22 protein-coding genes and 5 pseudogenes are annotated in these 22,453 nt (G+C 69.0%); 11 read left to right on the forward strand and 16 right to left on the reverse strand.

Annotation, left to right across the window (positions count from 1 at the left end; all coding sequences use genetic code 11):
• Window positions 1-8: 8 nt before the first annotated feature.
• From ACIBG6_RS06900 to ACIBG6_RS06910, 3 genes are read right to left on the reverse strand one after another with little or no spacing between them, the layout of a single operon-like run.
• The gene (locus tag ACIBG6_RS06900; RefSeq protein ID WP_399221511.1) at window positions 9-863 is read right to left on the reverse strand and encodes an ABC transporter permease; all 855 of its coding nucleotides are present in this window, start codon (window positions 861-863) and stop codon (window positions 9-11) included.
• Window positions 850-1,800, reverse strand: coding sequence for an ABC transporter permease (locus tag ACIBG6_RS06905; RefSeq protein ID WP_399221512.1), 951 nt, complete (start codon window positions 1,798-1,800; stop codon window positions 850-852). Before ACIBG6_RS06905 ends, ACIBG6_RS06900 begins: the two co-directional genes overlap by 14 nt.
• Complete coding sequence (locus ACIBG6_RS06910; RefSeq protein WP_399221513.1) at window positions 1,797-3,329, reverse strand: ABC transporter substrate-binding protein; 1,533 nt, start codon at window positions 3,327-3,329, stop codon at window positions 1,797-1,799. The genes ACIBG6_RS06905 and ACIBG6_RS06910 overlap by 4 nt, the downstream gene beginning before the upstream one ends.
• Window positions 3,330-3,510: 181 nt before the next feature.
• Between ACIBG6_RS06910 and ACIBG6_RS06915 the strand changes: the two genes are divergently transcribed.
• Window positions 3,511-4,113 (forward strand): TetR family transcriptional regulator, encoded by a 603-nt coding sequence (locus ACIBG6_RS06915; RefSeq protein ID WP_399221514.1) that lies wholly within the window; start codon window positions 3,511-3,513, stop codon window positions 4,111-4,113.
• Window positions 4,114-4,196: 83 nt separating this feature from the next.
• On the opposite strand, the gene ACIBG6_RS06920 is transcribed toward ACIBG6_RS06915, so the two are convergent.
• Entirely contained in the window at window positions 4,197-4,805 is a 609-nt protein-coding gene (locus tag ACIBG6_RS06920; protein WP_399221515.1) for a TetR/AcrR family transcriptional regulator, read from the reverse strand.
• Between the two features lie 108 nt (window positions 4,806-4,913).
• On the opposite strand from ACIBG6_RS06920, the gene ACIBG6_RS06925 reads away from it, so the two are divergent.
• The gene (locus ACIBG6_RS06925) at window positions 4,914-6,395 is read left to right on the forward strand and encodes an amidase (RefSeq protein WP_399221516.1); all 1,482 of its coding nucleotides are present in this window, start codon (window positions 4,914-4,916) and stop codon (window positions 6,393-6,395) included.
• A 3-nt stretch (window positions 6,396-6,398) separates the two neighbouring features.
• Here ACIBG6_RS06925 and ACIBG6_RS06930 read toward each other — a convergent pair whose 3' ends face one another.
• Window positions 6,399-6,590 carry a hypothetical protein gene (locus tag ACIBG6_RS06930; RefSeq protein WP_399221517.1) on the reverse strand — a complete coding sequence of 64 codons (192 nt, stop codon included), beginning with the start codon at window positions 6,588-6,590 and terminating at the stop codon, window positions 6,399-6,401.
• Between ACIBG6_RS06930 and ACIBG6_RS06935 the strand changes: the two are divergent.
• From ACIBG6_RS06935 to ACIBG6_RS06950, 4 genes and pseudogenes are all read left to right on the forward strand, one after another.
• Window positions 6,501-6,719, forward strand: a pseudogene (locus ACIBG6_RS06935) (hypothetical protein); the annotation flags it as partial. The gene ACIBG6_RS06930 and the pseudogene ACIBG6_RS06935 sit on opposite strands and share 90 nt — an antisense overlap.
• A 51-nt stretch (window positions 6,720-6,770) precedes the next feature.
• Window positions 6,771-8,552, forward strand: a complete 1,782-nt coding sequence (locus ACIBG6_RS06940; protein ID WP_399221518.1) for a CocE/NonD family hydrolase — start codon at window positions 6,771-6,773, stop codon at window positions 8,550-8,552.
• Window positions 8,553-8,787: 235 nt separating this feature from the next.
• Window positions 8,788-9,093, forward strand: coding sequence for a hypothetical protein (locus ACIBG6_RS06945; RefSeq protein WP_399221519.1), 306 nt, complete (start codon window positions 8,788-8,790; stop codon window positions 9,091-9,093).
• Window positions 9,094-9,189: 96 nt separating this feature from the next.
• On the forward strand, window positions 9,190-9,513 hold the full coding sequence (locus ACIBG6_RS06950) for a DUF6087 family protein (protein ID WP_399221520.1): 324 nt from the start codon (window positions 9,190-9,192) through the stop codon (window positions 9,511-9,513).
• Window positions 9,514-9,634: 121 nt separating this feature from the next.
• Here the strand turns inward: ACIBG6_RS06950 and ACIBG6_RS06955 are convergent, their stop codons facing one another.
• Window positions 9,635-10,066: an NUDIX domain-containing protein gene (locus ACIBG6_RS06955; protein ID WP_399221521.1), complete on the reverse strand. Its 432-nt coding sequence runs from the start codon at window positions 10,064-10,066 to the stop codon at window positions 9,635-9,637.
• Between the two features lie 36 nt (window positions 10,067-10,102).
• Entirely contained in the window at window positions 10,103-10,297 is a 195-nt protein-coding gene (locus tag ACIBG6_RS06960; protein WP_399221522.1) for an SDR family oxidoreductase, read from the reverse strand.
• An 88-nt stretch (window positions 10,298-10,385) separates the two neighbouring features.
• On the opposite strand from ACIBG6_RS06960, the pseudogene ACIBG6_RS06965 reads away from it, so the two are divergent.
• Window positions 10,386-10,520, forward strand: a pseudogene (locus ACIBG6_RS06965) (pyridoxamine 5'-phosphate oxidase family protein); the annotation flags it as partial.
• A 44-nt stretch (window positions 10,521-10,564) separates the two neighbouring features.
• Window positions 10,565-10,732, forward strand: a complete 168-nt coding sequence (locus tag ACIBG6_RS06970; RefSeq protein ID WP_399221523.1) for a hypothetical protein — start codon at window positions 10,565-10,567, stop codon at window positions 10,730-10,732.
• A gap of 1,522 nt (window positions 10,733-12,254) precedes the next feature.
• Here ACIBG6_RS06970 and ACIBG6_RS06975 read toward each other — a convergent pair.
• The 4 genes and pseudogenes from ACIBG6_RS06975 to ACIBG6_RS06990 all read right to left on the reverse strand — a co-directional run bounded on the left by ACIBG6_RS06975 (window position 12,255) and on the right by ACIBG6_RS06990 (window position 14,027).
• Complete coding sequence (locus ACIBG6_RS06975) at window positions 12,255-12,389, reverse strand: hypothetical protein (RefSeq protein WP_399221525.1); 135 nt, start codon at window positions 12,387-12,389, stop codon at window positions 12,255-12,257.
• Between the two features lie 27 nt (window positions 12,390-12,416).
• Window positions 12,417-12,745, reverse strand: a pseudogene (locus tag ACIBG6_RS06980) (PRC-barrel domain containing protein).
• Between the two features lie 305 nt (window positions 12,746-13,050).
• Complete coding sequence (locus ACIBG6_RS06985; RefSeq protein ID WP_399221526.1) at window positions 13,051-13,353, reverse strand: SpoIIE family protein phosphatase; 303 nt, start codon at window positions 13,351-13,353, stop codon at window positions 13,051-13,053.
• 161 nt (window positions 13,354-13,514) lie between these two features.
• Window positions 13,515-14,027 (reverse strand): SUKH-4 family immunity protein, encoded by a 513-nt coding sequence (locus tag ACIBG6_RS06990; protein ID WP_399221527.1) that lies wholly within the window; start codon window positions 14,025-14,027, stop codon window positions 13,515-13,517.
• A 229-nt stretch (window positions 14,028-14,256) separates the two neighbouring features.
• On the opposite strand from ACIBG6_RS06990, the gene ACIBG6_RS06995 reads away from it, so the two are divergent.
• Together ACIBG6_RS06995 and ACIBG6_RS07000 are read left to right on the forward strand one after the other, a co-directional pair.
• Window positions 14,257-14,418, forward strand: coding sequence for a hydrophobic protein (locus ACIBG6_RS06995; protein WP_399221950.1), 162 nt, complete (start codon window positions 14,257-14,259; stop codon window positions 14,416-14,418).
• A 195-nt stretch (window positions 14,419-14,613) separates the two neighbouring features.
• On the forward strand, window positions 14,614-14,979 hold the full coding sequence (locus ACIBG6_RS07000) for a PRC-barrel domain-containing protein (protein ID WP_399221528.1): 366 nt from the start codon (window positions 14,614-14,616) through the stop codon (window positions 14,977-14,979).
• Between the two features lie 29 nt (window positions 14,980-15,008).
• Here ACIBG6_RS07000 and ACIBG6_RS07005 read toward each other — a convergent pair.
• Window positions 15,009-17,027 (reverse strand): annotated as a pseudogene (locus tag ACIBG6_RS07005) (catalase).
• Between ACIBG6_RS07005 and ACIBG6_RS07010 the strand changes: the two are divergent.
• A pseudogene (locus ACIBG6_RS07010) lies at window positions 16,994-17,188 on the forward strand (DUF6400 family protein); the annotation flags it as partial. The pseudogenes ACIBG6_RS07005 and ACIBG6_RS07010 overlap by 34 nt on opposite strands.
• Before the next feature lie 216 nt (window positions 17,189-17,404).
• On the opposite strand, the gene hypE reads toward ACIBG6_RS07010, so the two are convergent.
• From hypE to hypF, 4 genes are read right to left on the reverse strand one after another with little or no spacing between them, the layout of a single operon-like run.
• Complete coding sequence (hypE, locus tag ACIBG6_RS07015) at window positions 17,405-18,445, reverse strand: hydrogenase expression/formation protein HypE (protein WP_399221951.1); 1,041 nt, start codon at window positions 18,443-18,445, stop codon at window positions 17,405-17,407.
• Between the two features lie 58 nt (window positions 18,446-18,503).
• Window positions 18,504-19,688, reverse strand: a complete 1,185-nt coding sequence (gene hypD / locus ACIBG6_RS07020) for a hydrogenase formation protein HypD (protein ID WP_399221529.1) — start codon at window positions 19,686-19,688, stop codon at window positions 18,504-18,506.
• Window positions 19,685-20,002 (reverse strand): HypC/HybG/HupF family hydrogenase formation chaperone, encoded by a 318-nt coding sequence (locus ACIBG6_RS07025; protein WP_399221530.1) that lies wholly within the window; start codon window positions 20,000-20,002, stop codon window positions 19,685-19,687. The genes hypD and ACIBG6_RS07025 overlap by 4 nt, the downstream gene beginning before the upstream one ends.
• Window positions 20,003-20,012: 10 nt before the next feature.
• Window positions 20,013-22,424, reverse strand: coding sequence for a carbamoyltransferase HypF (gene hypF, locus ACIBG6_RS07030; protein ID WP_399221952.1), 2,412 nt, complete (start codon window positions 22,422-22,424; stop codon window positions 20,013-20,015).
• Between the last annotated feature and the right edge of the window lie 29 nt (window positions 22,425-22,453).

The raw sequence follows: 22,453 nt of genomic DNA on the forward strand, positions 1-22,453 counted from the left end.
AACAGGATTCATCGCTTCGCCTCCCTGAAGTGCTCGCCGAGAACGTTGATGGACAGGATCGTCAGGCACAGCAGCAGCGCCGGGATCAGCGCGACCCAGGGCGCGTCGACGAGCTGGGCGCGACCATCGGCGATGAGGCTTCCCCATGACGGCTGCGGTGGCCGGATCCCGAATCCGAGGAAGCTGAGAGCACCCTCCGCGACGATGGAGCCGGCGACCGCCGTCATGATGAAGGGGGTCATCCTGGGCAGAACGACCGGAAGGACTTCACGGGTCACGATCCGCCAACGGCCGGCACCCAGCGTCCGGGCGACGACCACGTGGTTCTCTGTCGCGACAGCCAGTGTCGTGGCGCGGCTCAACCGGGAGAACACGGGCATCGCGAACCCGGCGATGGTCAGCGCGATGGTGGGAAGGCTCGGGCCGGTGAGGGTGACGATCGTCGAGATGATGATCAGCCCCGGCAGTGCGATGGCGGCGTCGGTGAAGAACCCGATGACGGCATCCACGGGACCGCGGGCGAGTCCGGCCCAGACGCCGAGCACGATGCCGATTCCGCCGCCCACCAGCACCGTGATGATGGCCACGGTGGCGCTGGCTCCGGCGCCGTGCAGTGAGCGGGCCAGCACGTCACGTCCGAGGTTGTCGGTCCCGAACAGGTGCTCCGCGCTCGGCGGCAGGCTGATGGCGGTGTAGTCGTTGGCGATCGGATCGGAGCCGGCCCCGAGGACCGACGCGAGTGTCGCGGCGCCCAACAGGATGAGCCACCCGGATGCGAGAAGGATGCCGATGCGCGGTACTCGAATCACCGGGCGGACCGGACGAACCGCGCGGCTGTCGGCGACGAGGTCAGGCGCTGACACGAGAGCTCCTTGCGTCAATGCGATGGACGGCGGCGTCGGTGAGGATGCCGAAGACGACGACGATGACGGCGGCGAACAGTACGACGCCCTGGACCATCGGGATGTCCCGTCCGCCGAGAGCGCCTACCGTCAGGCGGCCCAGACCCGGGATGGCGAACAGGGCCTCGACGAGCAGCGTTCCGCCCAGTGCCACGGCGAGGTTGATGCCGACGAGCGCGGTGAGCGTGGGCGACGCCGGGCGCAGGATGCGCTTCCAGAGCAGCTGGGAATCCGAGGCGCCACGGACGAGCGACGCGTAGGCGAAGGGCGAACGCAGCGCTTCGACGGCGGAGCCGCGGAGGGTGCGCATGTATATCGAGGCCTCGGCGATGCCGAGAGTGAGAACCGGCAGCACCATGCGATGCAGGTTGTCGAGCGGATCCTCGGAGAAGGGCGTGTAGCCGGACGCCGGGAACCAACCCGCCTGCACCGCGAAGATGTAGATGAGGAGCATTCCCACGACGAACGACGGGATCGCGAGCGTGATGAAGGTGCTGGTGGAGATGATCCGGTCCAGCGTTCCTCCCGGCGTGCGGGCGCTGTGCAGTGCCAGAGGGATGGTCACGGCGAGTGCGACGATCTGACTCAGGATGACGAGCTCGGCTGTGGCGGGGACACGTTCGAGGATCTCGGTCAGCACGGGCCGCCCCGAGCTGAACGATGTTCCCCAGTCACCGGTGAGGACCCCACCCGACCAGTCCAGGAAGCGGGTGAAGAAGTCCTGGTCGAGGCCCAACGTGGTGCGCAGGGCAGCGCGCTGGGCCTCGGTCGACTCCTGACCGAGGAGGATGAGCGCCGGGTCGCCGGGCAGCAGAAGCGCGAGCTGGCAGGTGAGCGCGGCGATGACGATCAGCACCAAGAGCGAACGTCCCGCGCGCGACAACCAGGTGAGTCTCACTTCTTGGCCCAGCCGATCTCAGCCGGGTTGATCGAGATGAGGGTGGCCCCGGTCATATCGCGGACGCCGGCCAGGTCGGATGAGCCGATGAACCCGGCGCTGCCCGCCGTGAGCCACAGAGCCGGCAGGTCGGCGGCCAGCTTGTTCGAGACCGCGGCGAGGTGCTTCGCGCGCTTGTCGGCAGCGGTCACGCCGTTGGCTGCGGCGAGTTCGGCGTCGACGACCTTGTCGCTGTAGCCGATGAGGTTGTACGGGCCCTTCGAGTGGAAGGCCAGTGCCCCACCCGCCGGGTCGGAGAAGATCGAGGTGACGAAGTCGACCGCCTCGAAGTCCTTGGACGCGAGAGTGGAGGCGTACGAGGCGACCTCGACCGGGGCGAGTTCCACCTTGACGCCGGCCTTGCCGAGCATGTCCTTCAGCGCGGTGGCGCGCTGGAGCGAGTCGGGCGCGTTCGACACGGTCAGCGCGAACTCGAGGCCGGCGCCTTCGAGAACCTTGCGGGCGGCTTCCGGGTCGTACTTGGGGTAGTTCACGTCCGGAGCGAGGTCCCCGAGCAGGCTGTAAGGCCCGTCGACCGGCGTCCCTTCGCCGAGATTGACCACAGCGTTGATCGCATTGCGGTCGACGGCCTGGGCGAGTGCCGTGCGTACCCGGACGTCCTGGAACTTCGGAGAGGTGAGGTTGAGAAGGAGCGAGGTGACGGACGTGGGGGAAGCGTGCACGGCAAGCTTGCCGTTCGTACGTGCCTGCTTGAACTGGCTGGTGACCTCCGTCCAGATCAGGTCGACGTCGCCCGATTGGAGGCTCTGGAAGCGGGAGTCGGCGTCCGGCATCATCTCGAAGGTGATGGAGTCGAGCTTGGCGGGCTTTCCCCAGTAGTTCTTGTTGCGGACGAGGGTCACCGAGTCGCCGGCGGTGAAGTCCTTGATCACGTAAGGGCCCGCGCCGAGCGGGAACCCGAACTTGTCCTTCGCCTTGGTGGAGGTGACCATGCCGAGCGCGCGAGCGAGCACGGAGGCGAAGTCCGCGTTGGGGGCCGCGAGTGTGAAGACGATGGTCGTCTCGTCGGCGATGTCCATGCCCTTGATCTGGGCCGCCTGGCCCGCGGATGAGGAGCGGGTCGCGGGATCGGCCAGACGCTTGATGTGAGCCTGGATGGCGGCGGCGGTCAGAGCTGAGCCGTCGGAGAAGGTGACGTTCTCCGGAACCTTCAGCGTCCACTTCGTGGCGGTGCCGTCCGCGGTGAGCGACTTCGCCAGGCCAGGGGCGTACACGCCGCCGACGGTGGGAGTCATGAGCGGCTGGTACAGAGCGTTGGCGAGAAGACGGAGCGGTGCCTGCGTGACCAGGCCGGTGGCAACGTCGAGAGTGGGAACCTCCCGGTCGAGCGCGACGGTGAGTTCACCTCCCTGGACGGGAGTACCGGTGCCCTTGTTTGTGCCGGTGCTTGTCGGTGCGCCGCACGCGGTGAGCGTGAGTGCGCCGACGAAGGAGGCCGTGAGAAGAGCGCGGGTCACTCTGCGAGGCATGGGGTGTCCTTACTGATCCAGTGGCCAACCGGCCACGGCAACAACGCTGTCGGCGTAAGGTGAACGGTGGCACCAGTGCCACTTTCCATTCGATGGACGCAGGCTGCACAGTAGTGGCACTAGTGCCACTTTCGCTAGGCGTGTTCGTACCCCACACCGACGAACGGACCACGGACAGCTGATGAAGAAGACGAAGACGCGCCCCACCCGCGCGGAGCAGAAGGACCGCACGCGAGAGGACATCCGTCGTGCCGCGTTGGACCTCTTCGAGACCCGCGGTTTCGAAGGCACGACCATCGACGACATCGCCGCCGCAGCTTCCGTGGGACGGCGGACCTTCTTCCGCTACTTCCTGTGCAAGGAAGCCGTGCTGTTCGACGAGGCCGTCTTCCCGCATCTCACCGCGGAGTTGGACAAGCTCCTGACTTCTGGCACTCCGCCGGCGCGAGCGATCTTCCTGGCGATGGAGCGCAACCCCCACGAGTCCAGGGAGCCGGACGAGACCACCATCAGGCGCAGGCGGTTGCGCGTGGCATTCCTGAACGAGCCGTCCGTCTCCGACTTCTACCGACACCAGATCGGTCTGATGGCTCAGAGGGTGACCGAGGTCGTCCGCAAGCACCCCGAACACGCCGCCGTTCCGTTCCTGCCCGAACTCGTCGGAGGCCTCATACACACGATGACCCTCGAGCACCTGGAGAGCGGGGAAACGCGTCCCTTCTCCCTCGACGCCGGCCCCTGGCGCGAGGCGGTCCGTGCGCTGGAGCGCAGCTTCGACGCATAGCGTCAGCGGTCTCGGACGCTCCGAACACCGAGGCGCACTCCGCCGGTTCTGCGCCTTCCCGGCGTACGGCGGGGGCGCACCGTTCAGGAGGGAGCGGGGCCTCGGTCGCGCGGGTTCGACCCACTCGCATGCCGGTGGCCGTCCGCTTGCTCGGCCAGACGCGCCTCCAGACCTGTGATCAGGGAGGCAAGGCCGATCTCGAAGGACAGCTCGGCCTGTTCGGGGTCTCGTGTCGTCAGATCGAGAGCCGAGCCGATCACGAAGTACTCGATCGATCGGACGACGGCCTGGATCTCGGCCTCCGGCCAGCCGGCCTCACGCAGTACGGCGTAGGCCCGCTCGTACGACTCCAGCGTCGCGGCCGAGCCGACCGGCTGGGCGGTCAGCAGCGGCACTACGCGGGGGTGCGCAGCGAAGACGCGGCGATAGGCGCGCGCCCAGCGTTCGGCCGCGACCGTCCACGGGCGCAGTGCGGAGTGCCCCGTGGCGATCTCGGCGAGGAGCAACTCGCGGATGCCCTCGACGAGTTCGTCCCGCCCCGAGATGTGGTTGTACATCGAGGGGCCCTTGACGCCGAGTTCCACCGCGATGCGACTGACGGACAGCGCCTCGGGGCCGTGCTCGTCGACGATGCGCAGGGCCGTGCCCATGATGCGCTCACGGGTGATCAGTCTCGTACGGGGGCGTGCCATCGGATGCCTGCTCCAGCCCTGACTCTCGTTCCGGCTCTTGTTCTGACGATCACGTCATGGCAGCCTACCGCGAAACTACGCACTCTAGTTTTAAGGCGGTGGGTGCCCATGCAGTACGCGGAGTACCGGCGTTTCGACGCGGTGGGGCTGGCGGAACTGGTCGCCAAGCGGGAGGTCACACCGGGTGAGCTGCTCGATGTCGCCGTGGAGCGGGCGGAGGCCGTGAACGGGCGTCTCAACGCGATCGTCACGCCCATGTACGAGCTCGCACGGGGGCGCGTCACCGAGGACCTCGGCGGACCTCTCGCCGGTGTGCCCTTCCTGATCAAGGACCTGTTCCAGGACTACGCCGGACTGCCGACCGGGAGCGGCTCGCGCGCCGCAGGACGTCATGTGGCGTCCCGGCACAGCGAGGTCGTCCAGCGGTGGCTGGATGCGGGCCTGGTCATCTTCGGCAAGACCAACACCCCGGAGTTCGGCCTCAAGTCGGTCACGGAGCCCGAGGCTGCCGGACCCACGCGCAATCCGTGGAACCTCGACCACACTCCAGGAGGCTCGTCCGGCGGCTCGGCGGCGGCTGTCGCGGCCGGGATCGTCCCCGCCGCGGGCGGCAACGACGGGGGCGGCTCGATCCGCATACCCGCGGCGTGCTGCGGACTGTTCGGCCTCAAGCCCGGCCGCGGCGTGCTGCCGGCGGGACCGTCCCACGCGGAACACATGCAGGGGCTGGCCGCCGAGGGGGTGCTCTCGCGCACCGTGCGCGACACCGCCGCGATGCTCGACGTCCTCACCACGGGGATCGACCTCGGCGGCCCGTACCTGCCGGGCCGCGCCGAAATCCCGTACGCGCAGGCCGCGCGCCGAGCACCCGGCAGACTGCGCATCGGCTTCACCACCCGTTCGCCGATCGGCACCCCCGTGGCCGCCGAGGCCGTGGCCGCGGTCGAGGAGACCGTCGCGCTCCTGCAGCGGCTGGGCCACGACATCGAGCCGGCCGAGCCGGCCGTCGACGGACAACGCCTGGCGCTCGACTTCTTCACCGCCTGGTACACCAGCACCGCGGCCACCGTGGCCGAGCTGCGCCGGACGACAGGCGCACGGTCGCGGGACTTCGAGACGGACACCCTGCTCCTCGCGGCCGTCGGCCGGTCGATCCGGGCACCGGAGTACTACACCTCCAACCACCGGTGGAACGAACCCGCCCGCGCCCTGACCGCCTTCCACGAGCGCTACAACCTGCTGCTCACCCCCACGCTCGGCGGACCGCCCGTCCGGGTCGGCGAACTCGACACACCCATCTGGATCAAGACCGGGGGCCGCGTGCTCATGCGCCTGGGACTCCTGGGACAGCTCGCCGGAACCCGCCTGTGGAAGCAACTCGAACTCGCCAACCTCGCCGCGGTCCCCTTCACCCAACTCGCCAACATCACGGGCCGCCCCGCCATGTCGGTCCCGGGCTACCGCACGCCGCAGGGCCTACCGCTGGGCGTCCAGTTCGTCGGCCCACTCGGTGGAGAGGGGCTGCTGCTCTCCCTCGCCGCCCAGATGGAGGCCGAACGCCCCTGGGCCCAGGAGGAACCGCCGCTCTAGGCATCACCAGGCACCCGCATCGCCGTCCATCCCCAGTGCAGGAGCACCCACCTTCAACGCCGCGACAAGCCACTCCTCCACTTCACCGGTCCCGCTCGGGAGAACTGCGTTCCGTACGAGCAGGTGCGGGCCGTCCTCGCCGACCGGCTCGGCGGCCTCGGCATACCGGTCGTCGAGGAGCTGGGCTTCGGCCACAGCCCGACGACGCTGACGATTCCCCTCGGCACGCATACCTGAATTCCCCAGGCAGGTCTAGAAGTTGAGCGGGATTCCGGAAGCGCCGCCTTGAGCATTGACACGCCTGGAACGCCTGCCACAGCATGAGCGGGCCCCATACCTACCGGTCGGTAGGGTTTCCTCGCCGTGGAGGTCTTCATGTCAGGTGCTGTTTCCAGGTTCCGCAAGCCACTTGCCCTCGCAGCCGGAGCGGCGCTGGCCGCCCCCCTCGCCCTCGCCGGCCCGGCCCAGGCCGAAACGGCGCAGTACACCGTCACCCCACTGAAGTTCACCGTCCGGGCGGGCGACCGCTCCTACACCGTGGACGCCGACCTCTACCGCCCCGCGAGCGTCGATGCCGCGCATCCCGCCCCCGCCGTCCTCGCCACCAACGGTTTCGGCGGCAGCAAGTCCTCGACGGATGGCATCGGCAAGGCCTTCGCCGCACGCGGATACGTCGGCCTCGTCTATTCCGGACTCGGCTTCGGCAAGTCGGGCTGTCTCATCACCCTCGACGACCCGGCCGTCGACGGCAAGGCGGCCTCCGGACTCCTCGACTTCCTGGCCGGCTCCCGCGCCGCCGACGACGGCACCAAGGCCGACTACGTCACCCAGGACAGGGCGGGCGATCCGCGCGTCGGCATGATCGGCGGCTCGTACGGCGGGGCGGTCCAGATGGCCACCGCGGCCGTCGACCACCGGGTCGACGCGCTCGTCCCGCTCATCACCTGGAACGACCTGGGGTACGCGCTCGCCCCCAACAACACCGGTGCACGCCAGGGGGTTTCCTCCGACACCCCCGGCGTCTTCAAGTGGCAGTGGACCAACGCCTTCTACCTGCTGGGTGAGGGACAGACACTGCTCAACGCGAGCCTCGACCCGTCCAGATTCGGCAGCCTCACCTGCCTCCACTTCGCGGCGCAGGCCTGCGAGACCATCCGGCTGCTGAACTCCGGTCGCTACCCCAAGAGCGAGACCGACGAGATGCTCGCCTACGCGCGCAGCGTCTCGCCCGTCTCGTACCTCGACCGCGTCGAGGCGCCGACCCTCCTCGTCCAGGGACAGTCCGACAGCCTGTTCAACCTGAACGAGGCCATCGCCACGTACAAGACCCTCAAGGCGCAGGGCACCACGACAAAGATGATCTGGCAGTCCTCGGGGCACAGCGGCGGCCAAGTCCCCGGTGAACTGAACCTCGAGGAAGGAAATCTGGAGTCCAGTTACGTCGGACAGCGCGTGCTCGCCTGGTTCGACCGCTACCTCCAGGAGAAGCACACCGACACCGGCCCGGCCTTCGCCTACTACCGCGACTGGCAGAGCGGTTACGGCACGGCCGGCTCCGTGCCCGCCCTCTCGCGGACCATGTATCTCTCCGGCGACGGGAAACTGGTCGACAACCGGTCCAAGGTCGTCCGGGGCAGCCGCCAGTACAGCAACTGGCTGGTGCCGACCAGCCACTCCGAAAGCTTGCTCGCCGGTCTCATCGGACGGCCCGACCGTGCGCCGTACGACACCAAGGGCACCTACCTGGGCTGGACCAGCGCGCCGCTGACCGCCCCCGTCGATGTCGTCGGCGCCCCGAAGGCCACCCTGAAGGTCGTGTCGCCGAAGACGGAACGCGTCCAGCACAGCGGTGACGCCTCGGACAAGCTGGTCCTGTTCGCGAAGGTCTACGACGTGGCCCCGGACGGCAGCCAGAAGCTCGTGAACCGCCTGGTCTCGCCGGTACGGGTCCCCGACGTCACCCGTCCCTTCACGGTGGAACTGCCCGGCATCGTGCACCGTTACGAGGCGGGGCACCGGCTCCGGTTCGTGATCGCGGCGAGTGACACCGCGTACTTCGGCAACCGGGGAATCAAGCCGGTGACCGTTGTCAGCGCACCCGGCGACACCGGGGTGCTGGAACTTCCGGTCGTGCCGGCCGGCGCACCGGGCCGCTGACACACCTGCGCACTGGTCGGGGGCTCTGTTCACTGCCACTCTAATGGCGGTATATCGCTGAGAAGCCGTTGTCGCACCGATCATGGAACGTGCGGGTCGAACAGAATTCCTGGTCGGGTGATCTTCCGGCTGTACGCGCAAGTCAACGGGCGCGGACGCGTAAAGCAACGACAACAGGGCCTTCCGGCATCGCTCGGTTCGATTCGCATCTCCGAGCTACCGAGTGGTGCGGCCGTTGCTGCCTACCCGGCCTGGCCCGCCCGAACTGGTGGCGCTGATCGCTGCCGAGATCCAGGCCCACTGTGGGCACCGGCTGCTCAAGTGCCGCCGCATCGCCACCGGCTGGACCGTCGTCCAAGCCGTCGCTGCCGTCCACCAGCTCGTCGCGACCGATGGCCTGCCGAGGGTCAGCCTGTCCGAGAGGTCCTGGAAGCAGTGGGAGGCCGGCCTCCTGCCGAGCGCCGACTACCAGGACCTGATCTGCAGGTTGTTCGCCACCAACCCCGACGGGCTCGGCTTCGCCCGTGACTGCTCCCCGTAGCCCCAGAGTGACCAGGACGATCCGCTCTGCCGGAGGCCGTCACCCACACGGGGGACAGGGTGGCGGCCGAGACCGCCTCTCGGCCACGATGCCCAGATGCACGATGACGAACCGCTGGAGGATTGGGCGCGCCGGCGCGCCGAACGCCAGGCCTCCTCGAAGGGCAAGCAGCGGGCTGTGCCGCTCGGCGACGGGCCCCACCGCGGGGCCCACGTCGACCCCGATGCGCCGAGAGCGATCGAGGAGTGGACCGGCACGGAGTGGAAGGTGATCGGCATCGTCGAGAATCTGGCCGCCGCCCGGGCCCTGCTGTACCCGCCACCCCCGCAGGGCAAGCCCGCTGAGTGGGACCGGCCCGCGATGGGCAAGGGCCAGGGCCGGCACCGCAGGCCGACCTCGATGGAAGAACGAGATCAGTAATCCGGCTCGTACGATCGCGGCGCTCGAACCTTCGTCATCGGTGTAGCAGGTCCACGACCATCTCAAGCAGCGCCAGCGGCCCGGGCACGAGCAATCACCCAGCCGAGCGCTGGCCCCCCGTCTACACGGCGAGCAAGTCGCCGCTGTCGAGAGCCCGGCACAGAACCGTGGAGATCTGCTCGGGCAACAGGTTCAGGTCGGCGATGGCCTTGTTGGTGAGCGGGACTTCTTCGAGGAGGTACTCACCTCGGTCGGTCCGGGCAAACTCCGGGCCGGTTCGGTTCTCGAAGTCCCACGTGTCGATGCGGGCCAGGTAGAAGAACTCCTTCTCGCCCTTGCCGTTCTCCATCTCGTGGAGCAGGCGGACGATCTCGGCGTCGCCTGCGATCTCCTCGCGGACCTCGCGCAGGAGCGCTCCCTCGCGGGTGGCATCGCTCTCCTCAACGCCTCCCCCGACGATGACCCAATAGGGGTCGACGCCGGGGCGGATGCGCTTGATCACGAGCATGGTGCCGCTCGGGGTGACGAGTACGGCTCGAACGCGCTGCTTCATGGGAATCCTTCTCCATGGTGAGTGGTGGGGCGGGGGTCAGTGGAGCTGCCAGCCTCCATCGATGTGCAACGACTGTCCGGTGACGAACGATGCGCTCGGTCCGGCGAGGAAGGTGATGGCGGCCGCCACGTCTTCGGGCTGGCCCCGGCGCGGGACGCACTGGCGGGCAATCTGGTCCTCGGGCCGGGCGCGGTGGTGGGCCCCCTGGCGTACCTTCGAAGGCTGCCCCATCCAATGGGGTCCTGCCCCAAGACCATCGCACGAGGAGACTCAGACTGTTGAGCACCGACGCCACACACCCGCTGCTAGCGAGGGCGACACCTTCTGGCAGGAGCGATGAACATGCTTCCTCACCACCCTCCGGCCTGACGGCACACCCCACCTTGTCCCGGTCGGCGTCACGTACGACACCGAGACCCGGATCGCCCGCGTCATCAGTGACGGCGCCAGCAAGAACCAGGATAGGCCCCGGCTTGTGCGGCGCGGATCCAAGGAGCCGTGTGCTCCTCGGCCGGCCGCATCTTTCTGATCGCCGCCATCATCGTCAACCTGGCCAGGATTTGCGGCAATATCGACGCAGGGCACGACCTCGGTGTCGGCAATGTTCTCTCGTTCTTTGGCTACCCCGCCACCGGTTCAGCCGGATTTTCACTGTGCTCGGAATGATTGAAGACGTGGCTTTCCCGGTCCTGACCCGGTCATGATCGGCAGGCGGGCAACCGCTACCACGCGGCGTCGATGAAGGCGGTGCATGCTGCGATGCCCCTTCCGGTTCCAGTCCCCTCAGGCCGCGCCCGGGGCGCGGCCGGCGGCCGACCTACGGTTCCTGGCTGGCGAGCACGCTCAGCGGGGCCAGCGTGACTCATCTGCCCGACAGCGGGGATGGCGCACTTGTCCTCGTCCTCGCCGGCGAGTTCGACAGCGGAACTGGCGCCGTTCCGCAGAGCCTTGGTCGATGCCCAATCCACCCGGGCCGCGCGAACGATCATCGACGTGTCCGGTGTCGTCTACGCAGACTCCGGTCTATTTCCGACTCCTCGTACAGGCCAGTCGCCGGCTCCCCCGGTTCACGGTGGCGGGCCCTCTCCTCCCTCAACCGCGCCGACTCCTGGAACTCAGCGAGCAGCGGCGATCCTCCGCATCACGCCGGACATCGAAGCGTTGCGCCGGGCCTGAGGCCGACGCCCCGCTCCATCGCGCTCGCTGGTCCGAGGCTGCCTCCTGCATGGGTGCCACAGCCAGCGACGACCTGGCCATCGAGCTGCAGGCAGCCGAAATCTGTGTCGTATGCCTGTTCTCCCCGCCCCGGGTAGGGGCGTATGCAGAAAGGGGCGGACATGAGCGCTGTCAAGGCGGTGCTACCCGGCGCTGCGCTTGCCGGGCGGGTCTTGTGGGTCCACGCCCGTCGTGGCGGACGCACTCTTCGTTCCGCTGGGCCGCTGGGAGCGGCCACGGGCGCCCAGATCGCGCATCCCCTTCTCCCCAGAGCCCTCGCTCTGCTCCTCACCTCGTTTGCCGTGGCTCTTGACCGGCTTGCCGTGGGGGTTTCCGCCTTCTTCCTCGGAAACTGCGCGTCCGGGGCCCTTGGACGGGGCGTACTTGTCGGGGTGGAAGGATCGATGAGCGCTCGGGTTCTCCTGCTGGCGGGTTTCGTCCACGTCGGGGGACCAGCCGTGCTGCTTGGTGCCCTCGTGGGGACTCGGTCCCTTGCCGTGCCTCGGCTGAGACGGCTTCGGCTGCTTCGTCATGGCCTGGCCTGCTGTCTGACTGGGGAGGGTCGCGCCTGGGTACCCGCGCGTCTGCCGTTGTTCTTCTCATCGTCCCACCGTCTACTGATGCGGTCGCGTCGACTGGACGAAGCGCCAGCTCAGACGGCGGCTGTGGTGCGTGCCACCTCGCTCAACGCATCGGTCAGGCGCCCTCTACGTAGGTGGGCTCCACGCTGCCGCGCAGCTCCGCTACCCGAGCGCCGCATCCTGTCGAAGGGCTCCGAAGTGAGGTCCAGGCCTCCAGCCGCAGCCAGCCCGGGCCCAAGAGCTCGTGCAGGGGAGGCGGTGAGACGTCGCAGCCGCGCGGGGTGTGCCAGACGTGCGGAGAGCCTGCTGTTCGCAACCGGCTCAGGTGAAACAGCCACGCTCAAGAGCGCTGCTGCCGCCCTCGCGTGGTCCCGCGCTGCGGCTCGAGCATCTCAGCGGAGTGTGCGGCTGTGGCGGCCGGAGCGTCGCACGTACATTCCCAGATACACCAGGGCGGCGACGAACACGACGATGCCGATGATGCCCAGCACGATCGCGGCGATGACGAGGATCAGGAAGAGCGTCATGGTGTAGTCACCTCCTCGGTGGGCGGGTCAGCGGCGGGCGAGCTGTCGCTCGCGTTCGCGCCGGGCTGGTACGGCAGGCCGTAGTGGGCGAAGATCGCGGCCTCGTCCTCAGCTGGCAGAACATCGTCCGTGCCGATCGCTGGGCACTTCTTCACCACCGACTTGTCGTAGCCGGCCTTGATGCAGCCAGGCCCCACGATCGCGCCTGGCGGGTGGGCAGGCCCCTCGACGGTGGCCATGGCGGGCTCGTCGGTGCTGGTGTCCACGTAGACGGCCTCCATCACACCGATCTTGTGGCTGCCCGCGTCAATGACGTCGTGGGTCCGCCACTCACGGACATCCGCGATTTGGATCACCCCGGGCCCTCTTCACACGGCAGCGCTACGTGCGCTTCTCAGCCTGCTTCGCGGAGCCGACCCGCGCCAGCGTGGAGATCTGCCGCTGTGTCCCACGGCACCGTGACTTCGGCCGATGACGAGCCGCAGTGGAAGAACAGGACGGATACGCACGACACCCGAAGACACCACCCCGGAGTTCCCCTTGTCAGGGCGTGCAGGGCGGTGATGCGCTGCTCGACCGGGCCAGGTGGTCGTCGCAACCAGCGCCGTGGTGAACCGGCGAACGAGGCCGGGGCGTCGCATCCGAGGTCGTCTCAGCACCGCTACGAATGCGGGATTGTGGGGGTACGCACGGCGAGCAGGACGATGTCGTCCTCGGGTGCAGGGTGCGCCAGCCGGTTGCTTGTCCGGTGGAGCAGTTCGTCCGGAGGGCGGTGCCCTTGGCGGGCGAGGAGGGCGATGAGCTGCGCGACGGCGGCGTCCATGTCGTGGCCGCGGCGTTCGACGAGCCCGTCGGTGTAGAGCAGGAGCGTCGAGCCCGGAGGCAGCGCGCGGCGGTGCTCTGTGCGGGCGAACGGGCCGAGGGACCGGTGCAGCAGGATGTCGTGCTCGAGCAGCTGGGTCACGCGTCCGTCGGGTGTGCGGAGCAGGGGCGGTGGGTGGCCGGCGTTGGACCATGAAGCGCAGCCTCAAGCAGATCCAGTACCGCCCTGCCCTCGTCGACGGCTGCATCGCTGCCACCGGCCTGACTCTGGATGGCTGACCGTGAGCGGGGACCAGTCCCGGATCATGCATCCCAGTCCGCGTAGTCCCCCATCTCCACGTCGTCGCAGAAGGTCTCCCAGAACCCATCGAGCACGAGAGCGGTCTGGTCGATGCCGGAAAGGAGGTCGCGCAACTCTTCCGCCACCTCGTATGTCTCCTCATCGCCCTCGGCATGGAACGGGAAGCGTGCGATCACGGCCGCGACGCATCGGTTGAACGAGGCGAGGTCCCTGTTCACGTGGCTGACCGCCGCTGTCTCGATCGCGGGAGTCTGCACCACGTGACCGCTGGCCACGTCAATCGCGATACCGATACGTCCGAGCAGGCCACTCGTCGCAATCCCTACCAGCCCATGCTCACCGAGCCCCGCGAAGTACACCGGCTCGCTCAGCGGTCGGTACTCGTAACCGATCAGCCCGGCTGGGATGCCGGTCTTCCTGAGATCGACAGCAACCTGGGTGGGCACCTCGGGCGGGGCCTCAACAGGAATCAAGACGAACTCGGGTTTCGGCAACTGCGGCAGGGGCTGGTTCACGGGAGGATCCTCTCCCGACAGGCTGCTCGGCAACACCCACAGGCCCGCGAGACTCGCGACTCCTGCCAGGCGGCCGACCCCGACATCACTCAATCAAGTTCAGTACGAACACGCCGCCCGTTTCCTTTTCGAAGGTTAGGCCCCGCGTCGCATGGAAGATTCGGCGCCCGGCCTCTCGCAGGTGTGTGAGGAGGAGACCGGGGCACACCGTATTCCGGAGGTAATAATCGTGGTTCCCCTGCTTCTCGTTCTTCTGCTGATCCTGCTTCTCTTCGGCGCCGGCTTCGCGCTGAAGATTCTCTGGTGGATTGCGATCACCCTGCTCGTCGTCTGGCTGCTCGGATTCGTCGCCCGCCCCAAGTCCGGTAGTGGGCGGTGGTATCGATGGTAGCGGGTCCATTCGACCGGTCCGCGCCAGGGTCCCATACGGATGAGGCGAATGGGAGACCGGAAGCCGGGTAGGCGGAATTTCGGCAAGACGTGGCACGCGTGGCAAGTCGTAAAGTGCGCCGCGCGCGACGTACTGAAAGTAGAGGCGGCAGGAATTTCCTTGCCGCTCTCCCTTTACCGGAGGAGTTGTTTTCGCGTGACTGAGCATGTGTGGAGTTTCAGGTCGACCTCGGGCCACCTGGCCGGCGCCGATCTCACCGGCTACAAGGTGGAGGCGACCGACGGGAGCATCGGCAAGGTCGACAAGCACTCCGAGGAGGTCGGTGACGCCTACCTGGTCGTGGACACCGGTGTGTGGATCTTCGGAAAGGAGGTCCTCCTGCCAGCGAGCACGGTGACCCGGGTCGATCCGGAGGACGGGACGATCTTCGTCGACCTGACCAAGGAGCAGATCAAGGACTCCCCCGAGTTCCACCGTGAGAAGCACCTCGGCGACTCGGGGTACCGCGAGGAGCTGGGCACGTACTACGGCTTCCCGCCGTTCGGCGGCCGCCCGCTCTGATCCTCGGACTCGTGGCAGGGGTGTGGGGATCAGAGCGTGGTGGGGAACCGGTCCCAGGCGCGGTGTCCGGCCAGGGACTTCGTAATCTGCTTGAGGACTGCACCGGGGGTGCCGCCCAGTACGATGCCCGGTTCATCCGCCCCGATGCCGGCAGCCTCAAGGGTCAGAGAGGCATCGCCCCATCCGCCGATCGCCTTGCCATGGCGGTACGCCTCCGAGACCAGCAGCAGGACACGGGGATCCGGACCGCCGGGCTCCGCCGCACCGGCCTTGGCGTCGCGGGCGCCGTGGGCGTCGGCGCCGGCCTCGGGCGTATCGGCGAGCAGGAGGGCGTCGAACTCGACGGAACGGGCGGCGGCGAAGGTGCGCTGCACGGTGACCGGGTCTTCCCGCGGCCGAGGACGCCGCCTGTAGGGGCGATGACCAGGGGAACCATGCCCGCCTTGGACACCGCGTCCCGTACGGAGCGGACGCTCCTCAGGTCTGCCGCCGGGTGGGCGACGATGCCGATGACACGCCCGTCCACGGGCCAGGTCCGGCCGAGCTGCGACAGTGCCGGGCTCGGGTCGGGACGCGTGAGGGGCTCCGTGGGGGCCGGTACGGGGAGTCCGAGTCCGCTGGCGACCTCTTCGCAGAGCTGGGGGTCGATGTTGGCGAGGACGGTCAGGACACGCTCCTTGATGGCCTGTTCGTAGCACTTGCTCAGTTCGAAGGTGTAGGTGGCGACGATGTGTTCGCGCTCCACCGGCGTCATGCTGAGCCAGAAGAGCCGGGGCTGGCTGAAGTGGTCGGCGAACGATGCGGGCGCCTCGCGGACCTTTCGCGCCGCGGGCAGCTCGACGGGCGCCTCGATGAAGGCGGCGGTGTCGGCTCCGGCGAGGAACGGGCAGCCGCCGTCCAGGCTGTTGGGCCGGTAGGGGGCGGTCCCGGCGTGGACGGCGGTCTGATGCATGCCGTCGCGGAGCATGTCGTTGACGGGGGAGTGCGGCCGATTGATGGGGATCTGGGCGAAGTTCGGGCCGCCCAGTCGGCTGATCTGGGTGTCGAGGTACGAGAACAGGCGTCCCGCGAGCAGCGGGTCGTCCGTGACGTCGATTCCGGGAACGAGATGCCCGGGGTGGAAGGCCACCTGCTCGGTCTCGGCGAAGTAGTTGGCCGGGTTGGCGTTCAGCGTCATCAGCCCGATGGGCTGAACCGGTGCCAGCTCCTCCGGGACGATCTTGGTGGGGTCGAGGAGGTCGATGCCCTCGAAAGTCTGGTCCGGAGTGTCGGGGAAGGTCTGGATGCCCAGCTCCCACTGGGGGAAGGCCCCCGCCTCGATCGCGTCGGCCAGATCCCTGCGGTGGAAGTCGGGGTCCATACCGTTGGTGATCTGTGCCTCCTCCCAGACCAGGGAGTGGACGCCCAGCTTGGGCTTCCAGTGGAACTTCACCAGGGTCGTGGCCCCTTTGGCGTCAACCAGGCGGAACGTGTGGACGCCGAATGTTCCAGAGCGTGTGGTGGGTGGCCTCGGTATGCAGGGACACGAAGTCCCAGAAGGTGTCATGGGCGCTCTGCGCCTGCGGGATCTCCCGGTCGGGGTGCGGTTTCGCGGCGTGGATGATGTCGGGGAACTTGATGGCGTCCTGGATGAAGAAGACCGGGATGTTGTTACCCACCAGGTCGAAGGTGCCTTCCTCGGTGTAGAACTTCGTCGCGAAACCACGCGTGTCACGCACCGTGTCAGCCGAACCGCGTGATCCGAGGACGGTGGAGAACCTCACGAACACCGGCGTCTCGACGCCCTTCGCCAGGAACGCCGCCTTGGTGATCTTCGTGGCGGTGCCGTATCCCTGGAAGACCCCGTGGGCGGCGGCGCCGCGTGCGTGCACGACGCGCTCGGGAATGCGTTCATGGTCGAAGTGAGTGATCTTCTCCCGAAGATGGTGGTCCTGCAGCAGGACCGGTCCCCGTGCGCCTGCCTTCAGGGAGTGGTCGCTGTCGGGGAGCCGGGGACCTTGCGCGGTCGTGAGGTGAGGAGGCACGTCGGCGCGCCGAAGTCGTGGCAGCCCTTGGGCCCGACTGGGACCCCGTGGCCGTTCTGCGTGAGGAGGCGGCGCACGCCCTGTTGTACTCGGGCTTGGACGAGGAGCAGCAGCGGCTGTACGCGATGCTGGTCGCGGCCGGTGCGCTGCCCGGGGAGGAGCCGGGCCGTGCGTCTTCCGCTTGATCCCCACGCCGACCCGGCTCGGCAGGCCTGGGTCGCGTGCCCCGGTTGCGACGACGCCCGCGTCTGCGGGACCTGCCTGGAGCGCCGAAACTGCCGGAGCCACTGGCGCTATCTGATCGGGAACAACGGGCCCCAGGTCCACCTGCAGTGTCCGAACTGCACTCACACGTGGACCCTCGACACCTCCCGTGAGCGTCACGGCCGCCGGGCCTGAGCTCAGCAGATCCGCGGCAGCTGCTCTCCGAGCGGCATGTCCACGACGCGGGTGCCGCCGAGTCCGGTGCGAGCCACCACCATGCCTGGATGGGTCTCGACCGCCTCGCCGATCACCGCTGCTTCGGTACCCGAGGGGTGGGCGCGCATCGCGGCGAGTACGGCGTCTGCGTGGTCTCGCGGGACGAAGGCCACGAGCTTGCCCTCGTTCGCCACGTACATGGGGTCGAGTCCGAGCACCGCGCAGGCGTTGCCGACCGCTTCGGGGACCGGAACGGCACGCTCCTGGATGACGACACCCGTGCCCGACGCCGCCGCGATCTCGTTCAGCGAGGCGGCCAGGCCCCCGCGTGTGGGGTCGCGCAGCACGTGCAGGTCCCGTGTGACGGCGAGCATCGCCTCGACAAGGCCGCCGAGCGGTGCGCAGTCGCTGGTGATCTCGACACCGAATTCGAGGCCCTCCCGCACGCTCATGATCGCTACGCCGTGCATGCCGATCGGGCCGCTCACGATCACCACGTCCCCGGGCACTACCCGTTGCGGCCGCAGGTCGACTCCGTCGGGGATCAGCCCGACCCCCGAGGTGTTGATGTAAATGCCGTCGCCGTGACCGGCCTCCACGACCTTGGTGTCACCGGTGACGACCTGGACGCCGGCCACGCGCGCCGCCGCACCGAGGGCCTGCGCGACGCGGGCGACCACCTGGGTCTCGACGCCTTCCTCCAGGATGAACCCGCAGGACAGGTGGCTCGCCCGGGCGCCGCTCATCGCAAGGTCGTTCACGGTGCCGTTGACGGCGAGGTCGCCGATGCTGCCGCCGGGGAAGAACAGGGGGCGCACCACGAAGGAGTCCGTGGAGAACGCCAGACGGGCGCCGCCGATGCGGATCTCGGCCGCGTCGGCGGTGTGCGCGAGGGCCGGTCCGCCGTAGGCGGGCGCGAAGACGTGCTCAATCAGCTCCGCGGACAGCGCACCTCCGCCGCCGTGGCCCATGACAATGCGCGTTTGGTCGCGCAGTGGCGCCGGGCAGGTCCAGGCGAGCATGTCGGGTGCAGGCCGTGCGGCGTCGACGCCGTCGACCGCCGGGGTGGTGCTGACGGTGTCAGGCAAGGGGGCTGCCCTCCAGAGAAGCGGTGACCGGGGACGGGGTTCCGGAGGCCACGCGGGCCGCCGCGGGAGGCCGCTGTCCCGGGGTTCCGCCGTCGAGCCGCCGGTAGAGGTAGTAGGCGGCGCAGGCGCCCTCGCTGGACACCATTGTGGCGCCGAGCGGGGAGCGAGGTGTGCAGGTGATGCCGAACGCCTCGCATTCGTTGGGCTTCAACAGGCCCTGGAGGACTTCGCCGCTGCGGCACTCGGCGGGCTCGCGGGTGTCGATGCCCTCGACGGAGAAGCGGTACTCGGCGTCGTGGTCACGGTAGCGTTCGGACAGGCGCCAGCCGCTGTCCGGGATGACGCCGATGCCGCGCCAGGCCCGGTCGGTGATCTCGAAGACATCGCTCAGCATCGCCTGCGCCGCCGGATTGCCCTCGGCCGTCACCGCGCGCTGATAGGCGTTCTCGACCGCGTGCTCGCCCTGCTCCAGTTGAAGCAGGGTCCTGCGTACGCCTTCCAGGATGTCCAGCGGCTCGAATCCCGTGACCACGATCGGCACCTGGTGGCGTTGTGCAAGCTCGGGGTACTCGTTCGTGCCCATCACGCTGCAGACGTGGCCGGCCGCGAGGAAACCCTGGACGCGGCAGTCCGGGGACCGCATGATCGCGTCGATGGCCGGGGGGACCCGGACGTGGGACACGAGGAGACTGAAGTTGCGGATGTTCCGCTTGCGCGCCTGATGGACCGTCATCGCGTTGGGGGGCGCCGTGGTCTCGAAACCGATGCCGAAGAAAACCACCTCCCGGTCCGGGTTCTGCTCGGCAATCCGCAGAGCGTCCAGCGGGGAGTAGACCACCCTGACGTCGCCGCCCTGCCCGCGGACCTGGAACAGGTCGCGGCCCGTGCCGGGGACACGAAGCATGTCGCCGAACGAGCAGAAGATCACCCCCGGCCGGGAGGCGATCTCCAGGGCCTTGTCGATCATCTCCAGCGGCGTGACGCAGACCGGACAGCCCGGGCCGTGGATCAGCTCGATCTCTGAGGGCAGAAGCTGGTCGATGCCGTGCCGGATGATGCTGTGGGTCTGTCCGCCGCATACCTCCATCAGGGCCCAGGGGCGCGTCACCGTCGCCCGGATCTCGTCGAGCAGCCGACGTGCCAGGTCAGGGTTCTGGAACTCGTCGATGTACTTCACGGCCGTACCTCTCCGTGGACGTCGTCCTGCGTCTGCCACTCGCCCACCGCGGCCTCGGCGGCCTCCCACGGGTCTCCGAACTCCTCCTGGAGCAGGCCGAGGGTCTCGAACAGCTCCAGCGTCCGCTTGGCCGACTCCTCGTCGAGCTTCTGGAGGGCGAATCCCACGTGCACGATGGCGTACTCGCCGGGTTTCAGGTCCGGCAGGTACTCCAGGCACACCTCCTTGACCACACCTCCGAAGTCGACCGTGGCCATCCGGGTGCCGTCCCGGTCCTCGACGTCCAGCACTCTTCCGGGTACCGCCAGGCACATGGGTGTCTCCTCACTGTCGCTCTCGTCGCGGCACGGCGGTGGCCGCTCGGTCCGTCGTCCGGGCGGCCACGACGAGTTGGCCGAGGGCCAGACCGCCGTCGTTCGGTGGAATCCGGCCGTGGCGCAGCACGGTGAAGCCGTCCCCCCGCAGCCCTTCGGCGCAGGCCGAGGAGAGCAGCGTGTTGGCGAACACTCCGCCGGTCAGGGCGACGCTCTCCACGCCGGTATCGCCGCGCGCGGCGGCGCAGACGCTGCGCACCAGTCGGGCCACCGCATGGTGGAACCGCGCCGCGACGACGGCTGCCGGGGTCCCGTCCAGCACGTCGGTGACCACCGCCGCCAGAAGGGGTGCGGGGTCTGCGGTGAGCGGGGCGCCGGAGTGCGGCGAACCGAGCCGGAAGACATAGCGTTCGTCCTCGGCCACGCCGGGTACGCGCAGGGCCGCGGCCTCCAGTTCGATCGCGGCCTGCGCCTCGTATCCCGCGTGCTGGCAGATCCCCGCCAGGGACGAGACGGCGTCGAAGAGGCGCCCCATGCTCGACGTGGGAGCGCAGTTCAGCTCTCGCGCCAACTGCCTTTCCAATACGGTCAGTTCACCGGGCGCACAGGCTCGCGTGCAGGGAAGATCCCGGTCGGCGTCGAGGCCCGCGGCCCGCAGGTGGGACAGAGCCATGCGGTAGGGCCGTCGTACGGCCGCGTCGCCACCCGGCAGGGGTACGTAGGCGAGGTGCGCGAACCGCTCGAACCCGGTGTAGTCCGCGAGCAGGAACTCACCGCCCCACACGGCGCCGTCGAGACCGTAGCCGGTGCCGTCGAAGGCAACGCCGATCACGGGATCCGTGCCGTCGAGGCCGTTCTCGGCCATCGCCGCCGCGATGTGCGCGTGGTGATGTTGTACGGGGACGACGGGCCGTCCCGAAGCGTGTTCGCGGGCCCAGCGGGTGGACCGGTAGGCGGGGTGGCGGTCGGCGGCGATCAGTCCGGGGCGTACCCCCGTGACGGACTCCAGCTGCCGTTCGGCGGAGGCGAGGGCGAGCTGGGTGGCGAGGTCGTCCATGTCGCCGATGTGGGCGGAGAGCCAGGCCTGGCGTCCGTCGCCGAGGCAGAAGGTGTTCTTCAGGTCCCCTCCGACGGCGAGGGCGGGGGCGACCTCCACGGGCAGCGAGACCGGCAGCGGCGCATAGCCCCGTGAGCGGCGCAGCGTCAGCTGCTCGCCGTCGCAGACGCGGACGACGGAGTCGTCGCAGGGGACATGGATCGGCCGGTCGTGCAGGAGCCAGGCGTCCGCCAGGCCGGTGAGTCTGGTCAGTGCCTCCTCGTCGTCCGTGACGATGGGCTCGCCAGCGAGATTGCCGCTGGTCATCACGAGGAGCCGGGGCCCTTTCCCGTCCGCCCTGCCGAGGCCGAGGAGGAGATGGTGCACCGGTGTGTACGGGAGCATGAAGCCGAGGTCCGGGCTGCCCGGCGCCACCGCCTGCGCCGGCGCGGCCCCGTGGCGCGGGCGGGCGTCGTCGCGGCGGCGGCGCAGCAGGACGACGGGCCGGGCGCCGCTGGTGAGGAGTTCACGTTCGAGCGTGCCGAGGTGCACGAGGGGCTCGACGTCGGCGAGGTCCGCGGTCATCATCGCGAACGGTTTGTCACCGCGCGCCTTGCGGCGGCGCAGTTCGGCCACCGCGTCGGGGTTCGTCGCGTCGCAGGCCAGGTGGTAGCCGCCGAGGCCTTTGACGGCGAGGATCGCGCCGGAGGCGAGCATCCGGCGTGCGGCGGCGACCGGGTCGGCACCGGGGTCGGCCCAGCCGGAGTCGGGGGCCGGATCGGAACCGTGGGGGGCGGGGCGGCCGGGCGCCGTGAGCAGCCGCAGCCGGGGGCCGCAGTGGGGGCAGGCGACGGGCTGCGCGTGGAAGCGCCGGTCGGTGGGGTCCTCGTACTCCCGGGTACAGTCCGGACACATCGGGAAGCCAGCCATGGTGGTGTGGACCCGGTCGTAGGGCAGTCCCGTGACGATCGTGAACCGCGGGCCGCAGTTGGTGCAGGTGATGAAGGGGTGCAGATACCGCCGGTCGGCCGGGTCTGCGAGCTCCGCGAGGCAGTCGTCGCAGGTGGCGGTGTCCGGCGGGACAAGGGTGCGGACGGCGTCGCCCTGGCTGGAGGGCACGATCGTGAATCCGTTGCCGCCGCTCGCGGTCAACTCGGCCGCCTCGACCGACTCCACCCGGGCCAGGGGTGGGGCGTCGGGCGCGAGGCGGGCGCAGAAGGACGCGACGTCTGCGGGGTCTCCCTCGACCTCCGCGACGACTCCGTCCGCCGTGTTGGTGACGTGGCCGGACAGGCGCAGCCCGGTGGCGAGGGCGTATACGAAGGGCCGGAAGCCCACGCCCTGCACGACGCCGCGGACGACCACACGGCTGCGCCGCGGGGCCATGGCGGGGGCGGGTCCGGGCCGCGCCGTGG

The organism is Streptomyces sp. NPDC050842, assembly GCF_044456565.1.
Taxonomy (GTDB): domain Bacteria; phylum Actinomycetota; class Actinomycetes; order Streptomycetales; family Streptomycetaceae; genus Streptomyces.

Excerpts from the sequence above, each read along its gene's own strand:
- ACIBG6_RS06960 (WP_399221522.1), bottom strand. The coding sequence starts at position 10,297 with ATGGGGCAGCCTTCGAAGGTACGCCAGGGGGCCCACCACCGCGCCCGG.
- ACIBG6_RS06940 (WP_399221518.1), top strand. The coding sequence starts at position 6,771 with ATGTCAGGTGCTGTTTCCAGGTTCCGCAAGCCACTTGCCCTCGCAGCC.
- ACIBG6_RS06910 (WP_399221513.1), bottom strand. The coding sequence starts at position 3,329 with ATGCCTCGCAGAGTGACCCGCGCTCTTCTCACGGCCTCCTTCGTCGGC.
- hypF (WP_399221952.1), bottom strand. The coding sequence starts at position 22,424 with ATGGCCCCGCGGCGCAGCCGTGTGGTCGTCCGCGGCGTCGTGCAGGGC.
- ACIBG6_RS06975 (WP_399221525.1), bottom strand. The coding sequence starts at position 12,389 with ATGACGCTCTTCCTGATCCTCGTCATCGCCGCGATCGTGCTGGGCATC.
- ACIBG6_RS06920 (WP_399221515.1), bottom strand. The coding sequence starts at position 4,805 with ATGGCACGCCCCCGTACGAGACTGATCACCCGTGAGCGCATCATGGGC.
- ACIBG6_RS06925 (WP_399221516.1), top strand. The coding sequence starts at position 4,914 with ATGCAGTACGCGGAGTACCGGCGTTTCGACGCGGTGGGGCTGGCGGAA.
- ACIBG6_RS06915 (WP_399221514.1), top strand. The coding sequence starts at position 3,511 with ATGAAGAAGACGAAGACGCGCCCCACCCGCGCGGAGCAGAAGGACCGC.
- ACIBG6_RS06950 (WP_399221520.1), top strand. The coding sequence starts at position 9,190 with ATGCACGATGACGAACCGCTGGAGGATTGGGCGCGCCGGCGCGCCGAA.
- ACIBG6_RS07025 (WP_399221530.1), bottom strand. The coding sequence starts at position 20,002 with ATGTGCCTGGCGGTACCCGGAAGAGTGCTGGACGTCGAGGACCGGGAC.
- hypE (WP_399221951.1), bottom strand. The coding sequence starts at position 18,445 with ATGCTCGCCTGGACCTGCCCGGCGCCACTGCGCGACCAAACGCGCATT.
- ACIBG6_RS06955 (WP_399221521.1), bottom strand. The coding sequence starts at position 10,066 with ATGAAGCAGCGCGTTCGAGCCGTACTCGTCACCCCGAGCGGCACCATG.